Source organism: Nocardia pseudovaccinii (assembly GCF_050942345.1).
GTDB classification, from domain to species: Bacteria; Actinomycetota; Actinomycetes; order Mycobacteriales; family Mycobacteriaceae; genus Nocardia; species Nocardia pseudovaccinii.
Genome location: NZ_CP192074.1, coordinates 6102288 through 6117038 on the forward strand (window position 1 = coordinate 6102288; position 14751 = coordinate 6117038).

16 protein-coding genes and 1 pseudogene are annotated in these 14751 nt (G+C 65.2%); 11 read left to right on the forward strand and 6 right to left on the reverse strand.

Translation table 11 applies throughout. The features are described 5' to 3' along the window. Positions 1–73 precede the first annotated feature (73 nt). The 3 genes from ACQPZ2_RS27490 (at position 74) to ACQPZ2_RS27500 (ending at position 3979) form a co-directional block, all read left to right on the forward strand. The gene (locus ACQPZ2_RS27490) at positions 74–1702 is read left to right on the forward strand and encodes an NTF2-like N-terminal transpeptidase domain-containing protein (RefSeq protein WP_433521101.1); all 1629 of its coding nucleotides are present in this window, start codon (positions 74–76) and stop codon (positions 1700–1702) included. A gap of 70 nt (positions 1703–1772) precedes the next feature. Further along, on the forward strand, positions 1773–2489 hold the full coding sequence (locus ACQPZ2_RS27495; RefSeq protein WP_063037967.1) for a response regulator transcription factor: 717 nt from the start codon (positions 1773–1775) through the stop codon (positions 2487–2489). Beyond that, positions 2486–3979 carry a sensor histidine kinase gene (locus ACQPZ2_RS27500; RefSeq protein WP_433521102.1) on the forward strand — a complete coding sequence of 498 codons (1494 nt, stop codon included), beginning with the start codon at positions 2486–2488 and terminating at the stop codon, positions 3977–3979. Before ACQPZ2_RS27495 ends, ACQPZ2_RS27500 begins: the two co-directional genes overlap by 4 nt. A gap of 4 nt (positions 3980–3983) precedes the next feature. Here the strand turns inward: ACQPZ2_RS27500 and cqsA are convergent, their stop codons facing one another. Continuing rightward, positions 3984–5216 carry an alpha-hydroxyketone-type quorum-sensing autoinducer synthase gene (gene cqsA / locus ACQPZ2_RS27505; RefSeq protein ID WP_433521103.1) on the reverse strand — a complete coding sequence of 411 codons (1233 nt, stop codon included), beginning with the start codon at positions 5214–5216 and terminating at the stop codon, positions 3984–3986. Positions 5217–5402: 186 nt separating this feature from the next. On the opposite strand from cqsA, the pseudogene ACQPZ2_RS27510 reads away from it, so the two are divergent. From ACQPZ2_RS27510 to ACQPZ2_RS27530, 5 genes and pseudogenes are all read left to right on the forward strand, one after another. Further along, positions 5403–5522, forward strand: a pseudogene (locus ACQPZ2_RS27510) (helix-turn-helix domain-containing protein); the annotation flags it as partial. A 209-nt stretch (positions 5523–5731) separates the two neighbouring features. Further along, the gene (locus ACQPZ2_RS27515) at positions 5732–6289 is read left to right on the forward strand and encodes an RNA-guided endonuclease InsQ/TnpB family protein (RefSeq protein ID WP_433527536.1); all 558 of its coding nucleotides are present in this window, start codon (positions 5732–5734) and stop codon (positions 6287–6289) included. Further along, positions 6258–6551, forward strand: a complete 294-nt coding sequence (locus ACQPZ2_RS27520) for a zinc ribbon domain-containing protein (protein WP_433527537.1) — start codon at positions 6258–6260, stop codon at positions 6549–6551. The genes ACQPZ2_RS27515 and ACQPZ2_RS27520 overlap by 32 nt, the downstream gene beginning before the upstream one ends. 94 nt (positions 6552–6645) lie before the next feature. Then, positions 6646–7302 carry a response regulator transcription factor gene (locus tag ACQPZ2_RS27525; RefSeq protein ID WP_387287789.1) on the forward strand — a complete coding sequence of 219 codons (657 nt, stop codon included), beginning with the start codon at positions 6646–6648 and terminating at the stop codon, positions 7300–7302. Next, positions 7299–8483: a sensor histidine kinase gene (locus ACQPZ2_RS27530; protein WP_433521104.1), complete on the forward strand. Its 1185-nt coding sequence runs from the start codon at positions 7299–7301 to the stop codon at positions 8481–8483. The genes ACQPZ2_RS27525 and ACQPZ2_RS27530 overlap by 4 nt, the downstream gene beginning before the upstream one ends. A gap of 17 nt (positions 8484–8500) precedes the next feature. Here ACQPZ2_RS27530 and ACQPZ2_RS27535 read toward each other — a convergent pair whose 3' ends face one another. Together ACQPZ2_RS27535 and ACQPZ2_RS27540 are read right to left on the reverse strand one after the other, a co-directional pair. Beyond that, entirely contained in the window at positions 8501–8893 is a 393-nt protein-coding gene (locus ACQPZ2_RS27535; protein WP_051182880.1) for a hemophore-related protein, read from the reverse strand. Then, positions 8890–9618 carry a class I SAM-dependent methyltransferase gene (locus tag ACQPZ2_RS27540; protein WP_433521105.1) on the reverse strand — a complete coding sequence of 243 codons (729 nt, stop codon included), beginning with the start codon at positions 9616–9618 and terminating at the stop codon, positions 8890–8892. The genes ACQPZ2_RS27535 and ACQPZ2_RS27540 overlap by 4 nt, the downstream gene beginning before the upstream one ends. 60 nt (positions 9619–9678) lie before the next feature. Between ACQPZ2_RS27540 and ACQPZ2_RS27545 the strand changes: the two genes are divergently transcribed. The 3 genes from ACQPZ2_RS27545 (at position 9679) to ACQPZ2_RS27555 (ending at position 11175) form a co-directional block, all read left to right on the forward strand. Further along, positions 9679–10179 carry an N-acetyltransferase family protein gene (locus ACQPZ2_RS27545; RefSeq protein WP_433521106.1) on the forward strand — a complete coding sequence of 167 codons (501 nt, stop codon included), beginning with the start codon at positions 9679–9681 and terminating at the stop codon, positions 10177–10179. 144 nt (positions 10180–10323) lie between these two features. Further along, entirely contained in the window at positions 10324–10911 is a 588-nt protein-coding gene (locus ACQPZ2_RS27550) for a GNAT family N-acetyltransferase (RefSeq protein WP_433521107.1), read from the forward strand. A 48-nt stretch (positions 10912–10959) separates the two neighbouring features. Beyond that, positions 10960–11175 (forward strand): NUDIX domain-containing protein, encoded by a 216-nt coding sequence (locus ACQPZ2_RS27555; RefSeq protein WP_433521108.1) that lies wholly within the window; start codon positions 10960–10962, stop codon positions 11173–11175. A 456-nt stretch (positions 11176–11631) separates the two neighbouring features. On the opposite strand, the gene ACQPZ2_RS27560 is transcribed toward ACQPZ2_RS27555, so the two are convergent. The 3 genes from ACQPZ2_RS27560 to ACQPZ2_RS27570 form a co-directional block, all read right to left on the reverse strand. Beyond that, a complete protein-coding gene (locus ACQPZ2_RS27560) occupies positions 11632–12582 on the reverse strand; it encodes a squalene/phytoene synthase family protein (RefSeq protein ID WP_433521109.1) in 951 nt (316 codons plus the stop codon). A gap of 143 nt (positions 12583–12725) precedes the next feature. Then, entirely contained in the window at positions 12726–14198 is a 1473-nt protein-coding gene (locus ACQPZ2_RS27565) for a serine hydrolase domain-containing protein (protein ID WP_433521110.1), read from the reverse strand. 219 nt (positions 14199–14417) lie between these two features. After that, positions 14418–14747, reverse strand: coding sequence for an inositol monophosphatase family protein (locus ACQPZ2_RS27570; RefSeq protein WP_433521111.1), 330 nt, complete (start codon positions 14745–14747; stop codon positions 14418–14420). Positions 14748–14751 lie beyond the last annotated feature (4 nt).

Genomic DNA, 14751 nt, shown 5'->3' on the forward strand with positions numbered 1-14751 from the left:
GAAGTCCATTGCGCTGCGCAATCGGATGCTGACGACCATCAATCGCGGTTGGACTCGAGAATCGAGGATCCCGATGAGCAATTCCCCGGGCGTCGGACCGCACAGGAGCCGCACACGCTGGTCGGCGGCACTCGGCGCAGTGATTCTCGCGGCGGCACTCAGCGGGTGCGCCTGTTCGTTCGGCGAATATTCGGATGACGCGAGGGTGGCGGTCGAACAGTTCACCGAGCTGCTGAACAAGCGGGATGCGGATAGCGCCGCGAAATTGACCACGCAACCGAGCAATGCCGCCACATCGCTGCGACAGGTGTTCGAGGGATTGGGCCCTGGTGCCCCCGACTTCCGTGTGTCGCAATTCATCGCATTGGATTCCAAGGAGGGAATCTTCGCCCTGCAGGGCGCGTGGGCATTCGGACACGATCGAAACTGGACGTACGACGCGCAGGGCACGATCCGAAAATTGGCGACCGGCTGGCGAATCTCCTGGGACCCCACTATCGCCTTGCCGCAACTGGACAACACCCGCAAAGTCAATCTGGTAAAGGCCTACCCGACGCCGCCGCCCGTGGTGAAGGACAGTCTCGGACAACCGTTGATGACCGAGCAGATCATCGCTGTGGTCCGGCTCGATCCCGCCCGCATCACCGATCCGGTCGCCACCACCGACGCGCTGGCGAAGGCCATCGCACCGGTCGCCCCACTGATCACCGGCGAGTCCTTACGCGCGCAACTCGCCGCCGCCAAAGGCCAACCGGTCGTCGCGGTGAATCTGCGGCAGGACGACTTCGCGGTCCTCGAACCGGACATCACGCCGATTCCCGGGGTGGTGGCACAGCCGCAGCCACGGCTGATCTCGGCCGACCGCCGCATCCAATCTCCCATGCTCGACGCACTGCGCACAGTGTGGCAGGACAACCGGGACCGGACCGCGGGCTGGGCGGTGCAGCTATCGGGACCCGACGGGCTTCCGATCGCCAATATCGCCGGACAGCAGGGCACACCGGCGCCGGATGTGTCCGCGACCCTGGATCCGTACTGGCAGCGCGCCGCCCAGGATGCGGTCAACTACCTCGGGAATCCGGCTGCCGTCGTCGCGATCCGTCCCGCGACCGGAGCCATTGTCGCCGCCGCCGAGAACAATGCGGCCAGCACGAACGAACCAGTGGCCTTCGCCGGGCTCGCCCCGATCGGCGGCACTTCCGAACTACTGCGGACGGCCGCGGCCACCATCACGCACAAACCGCCGCAAAACGTATCCCTCGACGAGATCACCCAGGCCGCCCGCGCACTCGGTCTCGGCGTCGATTTCGAGCTGACGGGTCTGAACAAGGTGAGTTCGCGAATCCCGGCCCCGGGCACCGAAGAGGCCCGACGCGGCGGCCGGGCGAGCGAAATCCAGGCAAGCCCCTACGGTATGGCGATCCTCGCCGCCGCCATTGCCAATGGACGCGTCACTCCGCCCATGATCGAAATCGGCCGCCCGGCAACGACTTCCGCGGAATCTAGTCCACTGCCCGCCGCGGTGGTCGACCAACTCCGGAGCCTGATCGGCGGCGGCGGATATGTCACCACCGCGGGCGGACAGGGCTGGCTGCTCGCCAATACCGGCGAGTTGGCCTTCGCACTCCATGTCGAGGATCCGGACAGCAGCACCACCCTGCGGAACGCGGCCGAACGCATTTTCCATCCGGACCTCGGATAGGTCCACGGCTCACAGCCAACACCCAGCTTGTCCTGAGCTGCGACCTTGCTCGGTCAGTCACGCTGGTGGAATGAGCAGAGCAGAGCCGGAAGCACGCATTCTCGTCATCGACGATGAGCCGATGATCGTCGAGCTCCTTGCGGTGAGTCTGCGATTTCAGGGGTTCGAGGTGGTCACCGCGATCAGCGGGACGGACGGCCTGGACAAGGTGCGCCGGTTCCGGCCGGACGCGCTGATCGTGGACGTGATGATGCCGGGCATGGACGGGTTCGGGCTGTTACGGCGGCTGCGCGCGGACGGGATCGATGCGCCGGTGCTGTTCCTGTCCGCCCGCGACGAGGTCGATGACAAACTCACCGGACTGACCCTCGGCGCGGACGACTACGTCACCAAACCGTTCAGCCTGGAAGAGGTGATCGCCCGGCTGCGGGCCATCCTGCGGCGGTCGGGCAGGGATGCCGTCGCGGACCTGTCCTCCCGCATCGCGGTGGGCGATATCGAACTCGACGAGGACAGTCACGAAGTCTGGAAAGCCGGTGTGCCGGTAGCATTGTCGCCCACCGAGTTCACGCTGCTGCGGTATTTCATGGTGAATTCGGGCAAGGTGCTCAGCAAGGCGAAGATCCTGGATCACGTGTGGCGCTACGACTTCGGCGGCGATGCGGGTGTGGTCGAGTCGTATGTGTCGTATCTGCGGCGCAAGGTCGATACCACCGAACCGAAGCTCATCCACACGCTGCGCAGCGTCGGCTATGTGCTGCGCGCACCGCAGCCGAGCCGGATATGAGACTGCGCGAATCACTCGCCCGGCGAGTGTCGGCCATGCCGCTGCGGGTGGGACTTGTTGTCGCCCTGGTCTTCCTGGCCGCCATGGTGCTGCTCTCCACGGGTTTCGCAGTGACCTCTGCCTTGAGTCGATCGCTGACCGCACGCACCGATGAGCAGCTCTACGACGCCGCTCGCTCGTGGGCCGAACCACGCGAGATGAAGCAGGTCGTCACGAATGATGGTGCGACGGTGTGGGTTCCGGCCGACCTGCCACAGGCGCCGACCCCTCGGCTGTTCACCGATCAACCCCGCCGCTTCTACGAGTTGCACAAAGGCCCTGAGGGACAGACCTATCCGGGCACCTCGGTCACGGTCGCCAGTATCGGCACCACGCCGGATATCGACGGAAATACGGCATCGGTCCCCACGACCGTCGGCTCGACCGACGGATCCGAGGTGCAGTGGCGCGCCCTGACCACCAGCAACCAGTACGGCTCGACCACCATCGCGCTGCCGCTCACCGATAACCAGGAGACGGTATCGCGCTTGATCTACTTCGAACTCGGTACCGGCGCGGCCGCGCTGATCGCGCTCGGTGTGGTCGGGTACTTCGTCGTGCGGCGCAGCCTGCGGCCGCTGCGCAATGTCGAGAAGACCGCGGCGGCGATCGCGGGCGGCGATCTGCACCGGCGCGTTCCGGTGCGCGGTGTCGATACCGAGGTCGACCGGTTGGCTCGGTCGTTGAATGCGATGCTCGCGCAGATCCAGCACGGCGTCGCGGCCACCGAGGCCTCCGAGGAAGACGCCCGGCGCTCGGAACGCCGGATGCGCCAGTTCATCGCCGACGCCAGCCACGAATTGCGCACCCCGCTCACCACGATTCGCGGTTTCGCCGAGCTCTACCGCCAAGGCGCGAGCACGGACGCGTCCATGGTGGTGGGCCGCATCGAGGGCGAGGCCGAGCGCATGGGCCTGCTCGTCGAGGACCTGCTCATGCTCGCGCGGCTGGATGCCAAACGCCCACTCGACCGCCGCCAAGTGGATGTGCTGACGCTCGCCGGCGATGCGGTGCACAATGCGCAGGCCATGGCGGCGCGGCAGCAACCTCGACGCCCGATCACCCTGGAGGTCCGTCCCGGAATCGGCACCATGGACGTGACCGGCGACGAAGCGCGATTGCGGCAGGTGCTGGCCAACCTGCTCGGCAACGCCCTGGCCCACACTCCGGCCACCGCCGCGGTCACCGTGCGGCTCACTCCGTCCACGGATGACGTGCGCATCGATGTCGTCGACACCGGCCCCGGCCTGACGCCGGAGGCCGCCGCCCGCGTCTTCGAACGGTTCTATCGCACCGACGACTCGCGCACCCGGGCCAGTGGCGGAACGGGTTTGGGGCTGTCGATCGTGCAGGCCCTTGTCGCGGCGCACGGCGGTCGGGTGAGCGTGGACAGCGAGCCGGGCAACGGCGCGACCTTCACGGTGATCCTGCCGCGTACGACGGCCGCCTGATAGCTCACTGGGTCGGCACGAGTTGCGCTGGAGTCGGTGCGGGCCTCGGCCTTTCGTAACGCACCGGCGCCATCGCGCCGAAGTTGTTGCGAACCTCGGTGCACACCTGGATGAGTCGATCCACCTGCATATCGGTGAGCCCCGCATGCAGCGAGAAGCGGATGCGCGCACGGTCGGGCGCGGTAGCGGGCCAGCACAGGACCGAGCCGAAAACGCCATGGGTCTCCAGGAAGTCGCGGATCGCGATGGTGCGCTCATCCGAACCGGTCTGCAGCGCGACGATATGGCTGGCCGAACCCTCCAGATCGAATTCCAACGCCATCAGCGCACGCCGCACGACAGCGGAGATCTCGCGCAGCCGGACCCGCCGCCACTCGTCGATGCGAATCACTTCGAGCGTCGCGGCCAGACCGGCGATATCGTGCGGCAGCAGTGTCGCGGAGAAGACCGCAGGATCGGATTCCATCTTGAAGTAATCGACGAAATCGATATTGTTCGCGGCGACGAATCCGGCGCGTCCCGCGAAAGCCGTTGCGAGGCTGGCGGTCCGGAATGGCACCCGGTCGGTGAGACCGAGCGCGACCACCATGCCCGCACCGTACGGCCCGTCGGTGCCGAGCGAATGCGATTCGTCGACCACCAGCACACTGCGGGTTTCGTCGGCGACATCGCAGATCTGGGTCAGCGGACAGCGACTCCCGTTGCCGCTGTATATCGAATCCACCGCGATGATGCCGGGACCGTGCTTGCGGATCTCGTCGCGCAGATGGCCCGGAAAATTGTGCCGGAACGAATATACCGGCGCACCAGCGGTTTTCGCGCCGTGCCACAGCGACATATGGGCAATGTGATCGACATAGACCGGCGTATGCGGGTCGGCGATCGACTGCATCAATCCGGCGTTCGCATCCCAGCCCGACTGACACAGAATTCCGGCGGCCGCCCGCATATGTTCGGCAAGCGTCGTTTCCAGCGCGATCTGCGGATGGTCGGAACCGTGTACGAAGACGCCCGACGGGAGTGCTCCCCCGCTCGCGTACTGCAATGCCGCGCACATCGCGCCGACGATATGCGGCTCGTGCGCAAGCGCGAGATAGTCATTGCTGGTCAGCACGACGTCACCCGGCCTGGGCTTACGGCCGTGCAGAATATGCCGTCCGCCCCATGCGATCGCGACCCGTTCCCTGTGGAATCGGTTGACGCGAAAGAATATGCGGTCGGCAACCGACATTGTCATCTGAACTCCTTTCACTGCTATCAGCTACCTGGATGTTCGTTAGTGCACAGTCGCTTACAGCGGAGGTGAATGCGAGCGTGGCCAGGGCGCCGAGAACCGAGTGTTCCCTGGACCGGACACTAGCGCTGCTCGATGTACTGGCGCAGAATCGTAATCGGTGCGCCGCCATGATGTTATCGTGAAAGTGTGCAGCTTCGATACAGCTACCGCCTCTACCCGACATCGGGTCAGCAGACGAAGTTGGCGAAGGCATTCGGGTGCGCTCGTGTCGTCTTCAACGATGCACTTTCATCACGGCGGCATGCATACGCGGAGGGATTGACGCTCTCGGACGCGGACCTGTCGAAGCGGCTCACCGAGGCGAAGAAGACACCGCAGCGAGGGTGGCTCGGTGAGGTGTCATCGGTGGTATTGCAGCAGGCGCTGGCCGACCTGAACACCGCCTACCGCAACTTCTTCGCCTCGAACTGCGACTGCCAAAGATCGGTGACATCGAGCTTCGCTGGTCGAGGGGCCTGCCGTCGGAACCATCATCGGTCACCGTCACCAAGGATGCGGCAGGCCGGTATTTCGCGTCCTTCGTGGTGTTGGTCGCCGACGAGTCACTGCCCGAACTGGACACCGAGGTCGGTATCGACTTGGGACTCACCACCTTCGCGGTGTTATCGGACGGGAAGGTGATCGAATCCCCGAAGTTTCTGCGCCGAGCCGAACGCAAGCTCCGTAAGGCCCAGCAGGATCTGTCGAAGAAGCAGAAGGGCAGCCGTAACCGCGCGAAGGCCAGAGTCCGGTTAGCGAAAGCTCACGCACGGGTAGCCGATACCCGGCGAGATTGGGCGCACAAACACTCCACGGCGATCATCGGCGACAACCAAGCCGTATACGTCGAGGACCTGTGCGTCCAAGGTCTCGCTCGCACGCGGCTCGCCAAGAGCGTGCATGACACAGGTTGGGGCATGTTCATCCGCATGCTGGCAGAGAAAGCGGCCAGGCACGGCCGCACTTTCGCCAAGGTGGACCGGTTTCTTTCCGTCCAGCCAGTTGTGTTCGGTATGTGGCCGGATCGACGGTAAGAAACCGCTGTCGGTCCGGACGTGGCGGTGTCCATGCGGCGCGGTCCACGACCGGGACATGAACGCGGCAACCAACATCCTCGCGGCTGGGCAGACCGAGAGGTTAAACGCCTGTGAAGGCCAGGTAGAACCAGCCCCCGGGCTGGCACCGGCCGTTGAAGCAGGAACCCACCAAGACAGCTCCACGGCTGTGGTAGGAATCCTCACCTCTGATGGCGGGGCGGATGTCAATACAGAGCACACACCGAGTCGATCGTCGTAAATCACTCCTCGCCACATGTGCCGAAATCGGCGGCTCCCCCCGGGGTCTGTCGCACTAACAGCGCCCTAACAGCGACAACAGGCACGATGGTCGGGTGCGGGTACTGGTGGTCGAGGACGAGCAGTTGCTGGCCGACGCGATAGCCGATGGGCTGCGGCGGCATGCGATGGCGGTCGATGTGGTGTATGACGGCGCGGATGCGCTGGAGCGGGTCGGCGTGAACGACTATGACGTGATCGTGTTGGATCGCGATCTACCGACGGTATCCGGGGATATCGTCTGCACCTCGCTCACCGAGGCAGGCAGCGACGCCAGGATTCTGATGCTGACGGCCGCCGCGGCGGTGGCCGAGCGAGTCGCGGGGCTCGGTCTCGGCGCCGACGACTATCTGACCAAACCGTTCGCATTCGCCGAATTGGTGGCCCGCATTCAGGCGCTGGGGCGGCGCGCACGGCCCGCGACCCCGTTGGTGCTGGAGCGGGCCGGGATTCGGCTCGACCCGCATCGGCTGACGGTCACCCGCGACGGCGAGCCGGTTTCCTTGTCACGCAAGGAGTTCGCGGTACTGGCCGAATTATTGCGTGCCGACGGCGGAGTGGTGTCGGCGGAGCAGTTATTGGAGAAGGCATGGGACGAGAACATCGATCCGTTCACGGGGGTGGTGCGTTACACGATCATGATGGTGCGCCGGAAATTGGGCGATCCGCCGGTGATCGAGACCGAGGCGGGCGTGGGGTACCGCATCCGGTGAGGGGCCGCACCATTCGGCTCCGGCTCACCCTGCTGTACGCGGGCGCGTTCTTCATCGCCGGGGCGATCCTGGTTGCGCTGATGTATTTCTACCTCGATCGGTCGCTGGATCGGCGACACGGGATGGGTGCCCAGATCCTCGTGCGCGAGTACCTGGCCAAGCGGAACCGCCCGATCGTCACCGAGGAGTTGTACACGGCGCTCACCGCGCAGGCCGCCAAGGAGCGCCGCGACACCTTGGAGGCGATGCTCGTCTGGTCGCTGGTCTGCCTGGGTGCGATCGGGATCGTCGCGGGCGGACTGGGTTGGCTGCTGGCCGGGCGGGCCTTGCATCCGCTGCAGCAGATCACCGCGACCGCGCGCCGGGTGGCCGATCGCAGCCTGCACGAACGGATCGCGCTGACCGGACCCGATGACGAAATCAAGGATCTGGCCGACACTTTCGACGCCATGCTGGAACGGTTGGATCGCGCCTTCGACGGTCAGCGGCGCTTCGTCGCCAATGCCTCACATGAACTGCGCACACCGTTGACCATCAATCGCACGTTGATCGAAGTGGCGCTGGACGATCCCGACGCACCCGAATCCACGCGTCGGCTCGGGGCAACGCTTTTGGAGGTCAATAGTCGGCACGAGCGGTTGATCGACGGATTGCTGGTGCTCGCGAGCAGTGAGCAGCGGCTCATCGAGCGCAGTCGGGTCGATCTGGCCGAGGTGGTCCGCCGGGTGGTCGCCGTCGCGGGTGATGCCGCCGACCGGGCCGGTATCGAGATCCGCACCGACATCGAGGCGGCTCCGGTCTCGGGTGATCCGGTATTGCTGGAACGTCTGGCGCAGAACCTGGTGGACAACGCGATTCGCTACAACGTCAGCGAAAAAGGTTGGGTCTCGATCAGATCGGTGAGCACCGGGGGCAATGCCCAGCTCGTTGTCGAGAACACCGGCCCAGTCGTGCCTGCCTTCGAGGTCGACGGACTCTTCGAACCGTTCCGCAGACTGGCATCCGGCGAACGGGTCGCCGAATCGGCGCACGCACCGAACAGCCGGGGCGCGGGGCTGGGTCTGTCGATCGTGCGATCGGTCGCGCACGCACACGGTGGCGAGGTCCGGGCGACCGCGCGGCCCGAGGGCGGTCTCACCGTCACGGTCACCATCGAGAACCGAACGGGCGACGCCGGATAGCGCCGCCCGCGTTCGACTCAGTAGTTGTGGCAGGTGTTCGCGATCTGGCGCAGCTTGTCGATCTTCTGCTGGCCCTCGGGCGAATTGCGCTTCTCCTCGATCTTGGTCCGCGCATTCGGGTGGTTGTCGATCCACTGCTGGGCGCGCTGCTTGCGCTGCTCGACCGGCAGCCCGAGGAATTCCTGCAGCTTCGCCTTGCGATCGGGGTGGCTGTCCAGGCGTTCGGCGAGCTTGGGCGCCTCGGCGTGAATGGCCGCATCCACCTGCGCGAAGCTGCATGTCGTCTCGATCAGTCCGCCGCCGATGCCCGGTTGCGCCGAAGCGGTTCCAGGAACCAGTAGCGCCCCCGCCGCGAGCAGACCGCCGAGTGCAACAGCGGTTCGCACGAATCCGGTACGGGTGTATGTCATGACGAATGACCCTTTCCATTGGCGATCGGATCACGGCAGGCAGTGCCGCGACCCGATGCACAGTCCATCAGGCAGGGTGTTTGTACAGCGCTAGGAACGGCGCACGCGGGCAATCCAAGCAGCCTCGTCGACAATGTGCCCGGGGTAAGGCCGAGTTCTTGTGCCTCGACGACGGCCTCGCTGACGCGTCCGCGATACCGTGCGGGCTTCAGTTCTTCCAAATCCCAGCCCGCGCCGAACGGGTCGGAGATCGCGGAGCGGCTGATGCGCGGACCGAAGCCGGGTTCGGCATCCGAGAGCGCGAGGATGTGGAGGTACCCGCCGGGCTTCAGGACCCGGTGCAGGCTGCGCAGATAATCGGTCGGATCGCCGTTGTCGTGGGCGAAGACATGGAACAGCGCACTGTCGAGAATGGTGTCGTAGCGGGGCTCGTCCCCCAGATTCAGCGCATCGGCCACCTCGAACCGCGCGGCTACACCATGCTCCCGCGCATTGGCCCTGGCATATGCGATCGCACTCGGCGCGAGATCCACCCCGAGCACGTCATGGCCGAGCTCGGTCAGCCGAATCGTGTGCTCACCAGCACCACACCCCACATCGAGCACCGCACCCCGAATCCACCCCTGCTCGATCAGCTCGAGCACCGCGGGCTGCGGCTCCCCGATCACCCACGGAGCGGACCCGTTGTCATAGACGGCATTCCAGAATTCAGGCGGTCGATTCATATCTCCAGCCTTCAACCTCAACCAGGGTTCATGTCAACCCAACCGGGCTACATTGCGTTGATGACCGATTCCCCGCACCTGCGCCCCGCCCGCCCCGAGGACGCCGAATCCATCGCGACCATCTGGTACGAAGGCTGGCGCGACGCCCACCTCGGCAATGTCCCCGACGAACTCGTCGCCGTCCGCCCTCGGGAATCGTTCGGCACGCGCGCCGCGGAGCGCATCGACGACACTGTTGTCGCGATGGTCGCCGACCAGGTAGCCGGTTTCGTCATGACCCTCGATGACGAAGTCGACCAGGTCTACCTATCCCGGCACCACCGCGGCACCGGAGTCGCCGCGTCCCTGCTCGGTGCCGCCGAGCAGCGCATTCATGCTGGCGGTCATTCCCGCGCCTGGTTGGCCGTGGTTGCGGGCAACACCCGTGCCCGCGCCTTCTACGCCCGGCACGGATGGGTCGATGAGGGCCTGTTCAGCCACCAAGCACCTGGACCGGATGGCCCTGTGTCGGTTCCTGCCCATCGCTACGTCAAGCATCTGGGTTTTTCGCCGAAGAACTAGGCGCGCCTATCCGTTGAACGCGGCGCGTTGCGGTTCACCGGTCAAGTCGCGACGCGCGTAACTCTCGGCGTTTACCGATCCTGGGAATCTCGACCAGCCCGTTATTGCGTTGCTCCACGTCGGATCGGCTGCCAACATCCGAGGATGGACACCGAGCACCCCGCCGCGCTTGCGTCCGGAATCGCACCGCCTCGGCGGATCAACCTGGGCGATCTGCTGCTACGCCGTTGGCAGCCCGAGGATCTGATGCCGAGATTCGACGCGGTCACCGCCTCCTTCGACCACCTCCATCCATGGATGGACTGGCTGGCCGAACCCATGACACTCGAGCAGCACCGTGCCTTCGGCGACGCGATGGCAGCGAGTTGGCCGAGCCCCGACGGAAGCTGCAACTACGGCATCTTCGACGTCGACGGGACCCTACTCGGTGCGATCGGAATCCACGACCGCGTCGGCCCGCGCACGCTGGAAATCGGCTACTGGTGCCATGTCGCGCATACCGGGCGCGGAATAATCACCCGCGCCGCCGCCGCGCTGACTCGAATCGCATTAGCCCTACCTGGCATCGACCACGTCGAAATCCACTGCGACGAAGCCAATATCCGCAGCGCCGCGGTCCCCCGCCGACTCGGATACCGGCTCGACCGGATCGCACCACGCGAGGTGCGCGCCCCCGCGGAGTCTGGCCGCGGGATGTTCTGGATCAAAGACGGCCGAGGCCAGAATGTGTGAGCGCCGCATGAGACGTTTCCGCGCGAAGACCGACAGGAGTTGCCTGCGATGGCGGACCGCCACCTGATCGACGTGCACGTGCTGCTCACCGATGGTGACCGGCTGCTGCTGACCCAACGCCGAGGCAATGACGCTTTCGCTGGTCGCTGGCATTTGCCGTCCGGCAAACTCGATGCCGATGAGCCGATAACCGCCCGGCGACCCTGCTCGCACGCCAGATGCAGCTTCGTGGACCTGCCATCCCTCGACCGGCGCAACCCGTGATCAGCCGGTTGTGGCTGCCCCCCACCGCCGGGCGGCTCGGCCTGCCCGCCACTGTCGTGGCGGGCGCCGGCGGCATGGTGATGAGCCCGCAGGACGTTTCGCCACGGGGATCCGACCCGCACACGCTAGCGGATCGCGTCGATGAGCTGTCGTTTCGTACACTTCGGCGGCGTCCTGCATTCTTCGGTCGAGATAGCAACGGCTCCAACCGCGCCCGCTGGGCATCGGTCAGGTCCGCGCGCCCCGCCACCGCTACGCTGGCCGACGAGGGGTCCGGCACTATTCAGGTTTGTTTGGTCGCTAACCCGAAATACCGGAGACCTCACCCACACGCCAACGCGGACAACGTAATCCGCTGGTCCTCGTTGGCGCGGGATAGCTTTCTCGCGTGATGAGGGAGTTGGATCAGGGGTCGAGGAACATCTCATCGGGTGAGTGACGGTCGGTGAGTAAGGATCAACTAGTGAGCGGTGGATTGCTGCCGCTGACACGGTTCTTTTGGACGTCCCGGCAGGGGAGGGCTTGTGTCGATGTGCCCATCCGATGGGTACGGGCGATCAGCGGCAGAGCCATCACCTTAGCGTCGTGGTAAGGGCGGCGGAGGATGGCGGCGCCACGTGTCTCGACGTCGTCGAGGCGCTTGTGGAACATGCCGATCATGAATCTTATGATCGGGCGGTAGTTGGGGGCTGTTTCGCCGACGATCTGTTCACTTTCTATGAGTGAGGCACGCGCGGAACGTGCCGTGGCCGAGATCAGCGCCCTGACACCTGAAGTGTCCAGTCCCTGTTCGAGGTCTGCCCTGGTCACGCTGTAGCGGTCGAGGTCGGACAGCGGCAGGCACAGTCGCCCGTCTTGCAGGTCCTCGAACACGTCGGTGAGGAAGTCTGTCCGCTGTCCCCCGTCGGAGAGCATGCGCGCGAAGGACAGGAATTTTCGGTCCGGGGCTGCACCGGACGCAGCTTCCACGCCGACCATGAAAGACGGCAGCACGACCGTGTCGATGTAGCGTTGGTGGTCGGATTCCTGGGCGAATCCGGGGAAGTCGAGATCGATGCGAGTCCCTGCCATGTACGAGTCGAGCCATGTGCGCGACAGGTTCAGCAGGCCGGCGGAGTGCAAATATGGCCGTAACAGTCGGTACTCCGAACTGCCGGTGTCCAGCGCCGTCCCCACATGGGCTGCCCACTCCTCGAACCGCTGCGTCCGCCCCTCGACAGGGCCACTGTCGCTGAGGTCATCGGTGTAGCGCATAAACGCTGTTATCGCGAGCAGGTGCGGCAGGCCCTCCGGCGGAGCCAGCACCCGCGTCGGTAGCCAGAGGGAGAAATCCCTGCGCCGCACATGCTGTGCTGCAGCCGTGTAGTCGGCGCGCGCCGCGCGGTCCCGTATCCCTGCCGCGTCCAAGCAACGTCGCCATAATTGCATGAGCACTCCACCCAGATCGACTGTTACACAACGGATCCGATCGTATCCTGTCTCGCCCCGGCATATCGGGGGATCATGAGCGTGGGTGGCACCGCCACCCATCACAGACTTCGGTACAGAACCTAGCGGCAGGCCGGTGATTGCTGTCCATCGGCGACGATCTGCATGCACACCCAGCCATCGTCCAGCCGCCACGCGTTGTCTACGGGGACGAGCGGGATGAGCATGGGGGCGTTGCCATCCGGGGAGGTGGTGCTGGTGGTGGCGATAAGGCGATTGCGGCCTATGTCGGTGGTCTTATCGACAGTCACCTCGAAGGCGAAATGGGTGTAGGTCCGGGCCAGTTTCGTGACCAGATCCGGGTCTTTGTCATCACCCTCGATCCGTAAGTGCTTGGCGGAGGCGGGGATCGACGGGTTCAAGGCCTGCGCGAGTTCGGCGGTGAGGTCGGCTGGAGCGGGAATCGGCGGATGAGCGGTCGGCGGGTTGTCGAGGCCTGGAATGGTGCCGGGATAGAGCTGGGCCACCAGGTCGGTCCAGATGTAGGTCGCGTCGATGAGAAGCAGGGAATGGTAGGCGGGGGTGTACTGGTTCACGGCGACAGCGACGCTGACCTTGCGTTCAGGGAGGTACATCGTCATCGAGGTGTAGCCGAGGACCCCGCCGGAGTGGCCGATCCAGGAGCCGCCACTCATCAGGCCGAGGCCGTAACCGTTTGTGAAAGTTGTTCGTGCCGTCGCGGTTCGAGGTTCGAGGAACCGACCCTCGCCCAGTGCGGCGGCGTAGGTGGCGAGGTCGGGCACCGAGGCCACCAGCGAGCCCGCGGCTTCCCACATGGTTGGTGGTGTGCGTGCTGTGACGTCGGTGCGGACGTCTTTGTCGTAGGCGTAGCCGCGGCTATCCGGTGTGGGCAAAGCGGCATCGGAGGGGTATCCGGTGTCGTGCAGCCCGTAGTCGCCGACGAGGTCGTTGACAACGTCGCGCACCGGGCGCCCTGTCACCTTTTCCAGGATCAGGCCGAGTAGGAGGTACTCGGAATTCGAGTACGCGGTACGGGAATTGGGTGGTCCTGCCTTGTCAGGGTTGTCCCTGATGATGCGCAGGGCGTCGCCAGTGGACCACACGCGATCCGGTGTCGCGGTGAGTAATTGGGGTTGAAACTCGGGATTCGCAGCGAAATCGTAGACGCCACCTCGCATACCGAGCAGGTCGCGCACGGTGATGGTGTCGCCATTGGGGATAGCGTCGACGTACTTCCGGAGGGGGTCGTCGAGTGAGAGTTTCTGTGCATCAGCGAGGCGGAGTACGGCGGTCGCGACGAACGTCTTGGTGATGCTGCCGACCCGGTAGTGGTCGCTCACGTCGGCTCGACGACCGGTGGCGATGTCCGCCACCCCGTAGGCCTGGCTGTAGGTGCCGTGTTCGGGGTCGATGATCGATACCGCTGCGCCCGGAATCAGCCCGGCGTCGATATGGGATTTCATGATCTGGTCGATCTGGCCCGCCAGGTCGGCGGGAAACGCCTGTGCCCGATCGGAATCGGTGGTACCGCAGCCGGTGGTGAGCAACACGGCGACCACAGGTAACGCGAGCACCGCTCGGATTCGTCGCGATAGGACATGGTGATGCGACCGAGACATTGCGAAATCCCCTCCCCGCCGGGTCAATACCGGTGCCTGTTGCCGAGATTAGCAGCGCTGATCGCGGAGCGGCGGAGCTCGACGGCACGCGGGATTCGTTGCGGCTCAGAACATCCGCTATTGCCGATGAGTGTGTGTCGGTGAGTTCGACCAATTCAGCGGCGTTTGCGTCGTTCAGATCGGTTCGCGCCCAATCAGTTCGAGGACTTGCTCGTGCGCGCGGCCGTTGGTGAATACGGCAGCGCCGGACGATATGCTGCGCCCTCCCCGCAGGTCACTGAATTGACCGCCTGCCTCCTCCACGATCGGCACGGCGGCGGCAATGTCCCAAGGACCGGCGATCAGGTGGAGAAAGATATCCACTCGGCCCGAGGCCACCAGCATCGCGCCCTGACACGCTCCGGCCCAGTCCGACAGTGGGCCGCCACCGGCACACTCGGCGAGAAGTGCGGTGGCTATGGCCAGACGCCGAGCAGGAACCCAGGCAGCCACCGGCCAGATCACCGCG

What these genes read in the sequence shown, in the direction of transcription:
- ACQPZ2_RS27490 (WP_433521101.1), top strand. Translation starts at nt 74, where the DNA reads ATGAGCAATTCCCCGGGCGTCGGACCGCACAGGAGCCGCACACGCTGG.
- ACQPZ2_RS27545 (WP_433521106.1), top strand. Translation starts at nt 9,679, where the DNA reads ATGACCGATTCCCCGCACCTGCGCCCCGCCCGCCCCGAGGACGCCGAA.
- ACQPZ2_RS27555 (WP_433521108.1), top strand. Translation starts at nt 10,960, where the DNA reads ATGGCGGACCGCCACCTGATCGACGTGCACGTGCTGCTCACCGATGGT.
- ACQPZ2_RS27535 (WP_051182880.1), bottom strand. Translation starts at nt 8,893, where the DNA reads ATGACATACACCCGTACCGGATTCGTGCGAACCGCTGTTGCACTCGGC.
- ACQPZ2_RS27540 (WP_433521105.1), bottom strand. Translation starts at nt 9,618, where the DNA reads ATGAATCGACCGCCTGAATTCTGGAATGCCGTCTATGACAACGGGTCC.
- ACQPZ2_RS27495 (WP_063037967.1), top strand. Translation starts at nt 1,773, where the DNA reads ATGAGCAGAGCAGAGCCGGAAGCACGCATTCTCGTCATCGACGATGAG.
- ACQPZ2_RS27550 (WP_433521107.1), top strand. Translation starts at nt 10,324, where the DNA reads ATGGACACCGAGCACCCCGCCGCGCTTGCGTCCGGAATCGCACCGCCT.
- cqsA (WP_433521103.1), bottom strand. Translation starts at nt 5,216, where the DNA reads ATGACAATGTCGGTTGCCGACCGCATATTCTTTCGCGTCAACCGATTC.
- ACQPZ2_RS27500 (WP_433521102.1), top strand. Translation starts at nt 2,486, where the DNA reads ATGAGACTGCGCGAATCACTCGCCCGGCGAGTGTCGGCCATGCCGCTG.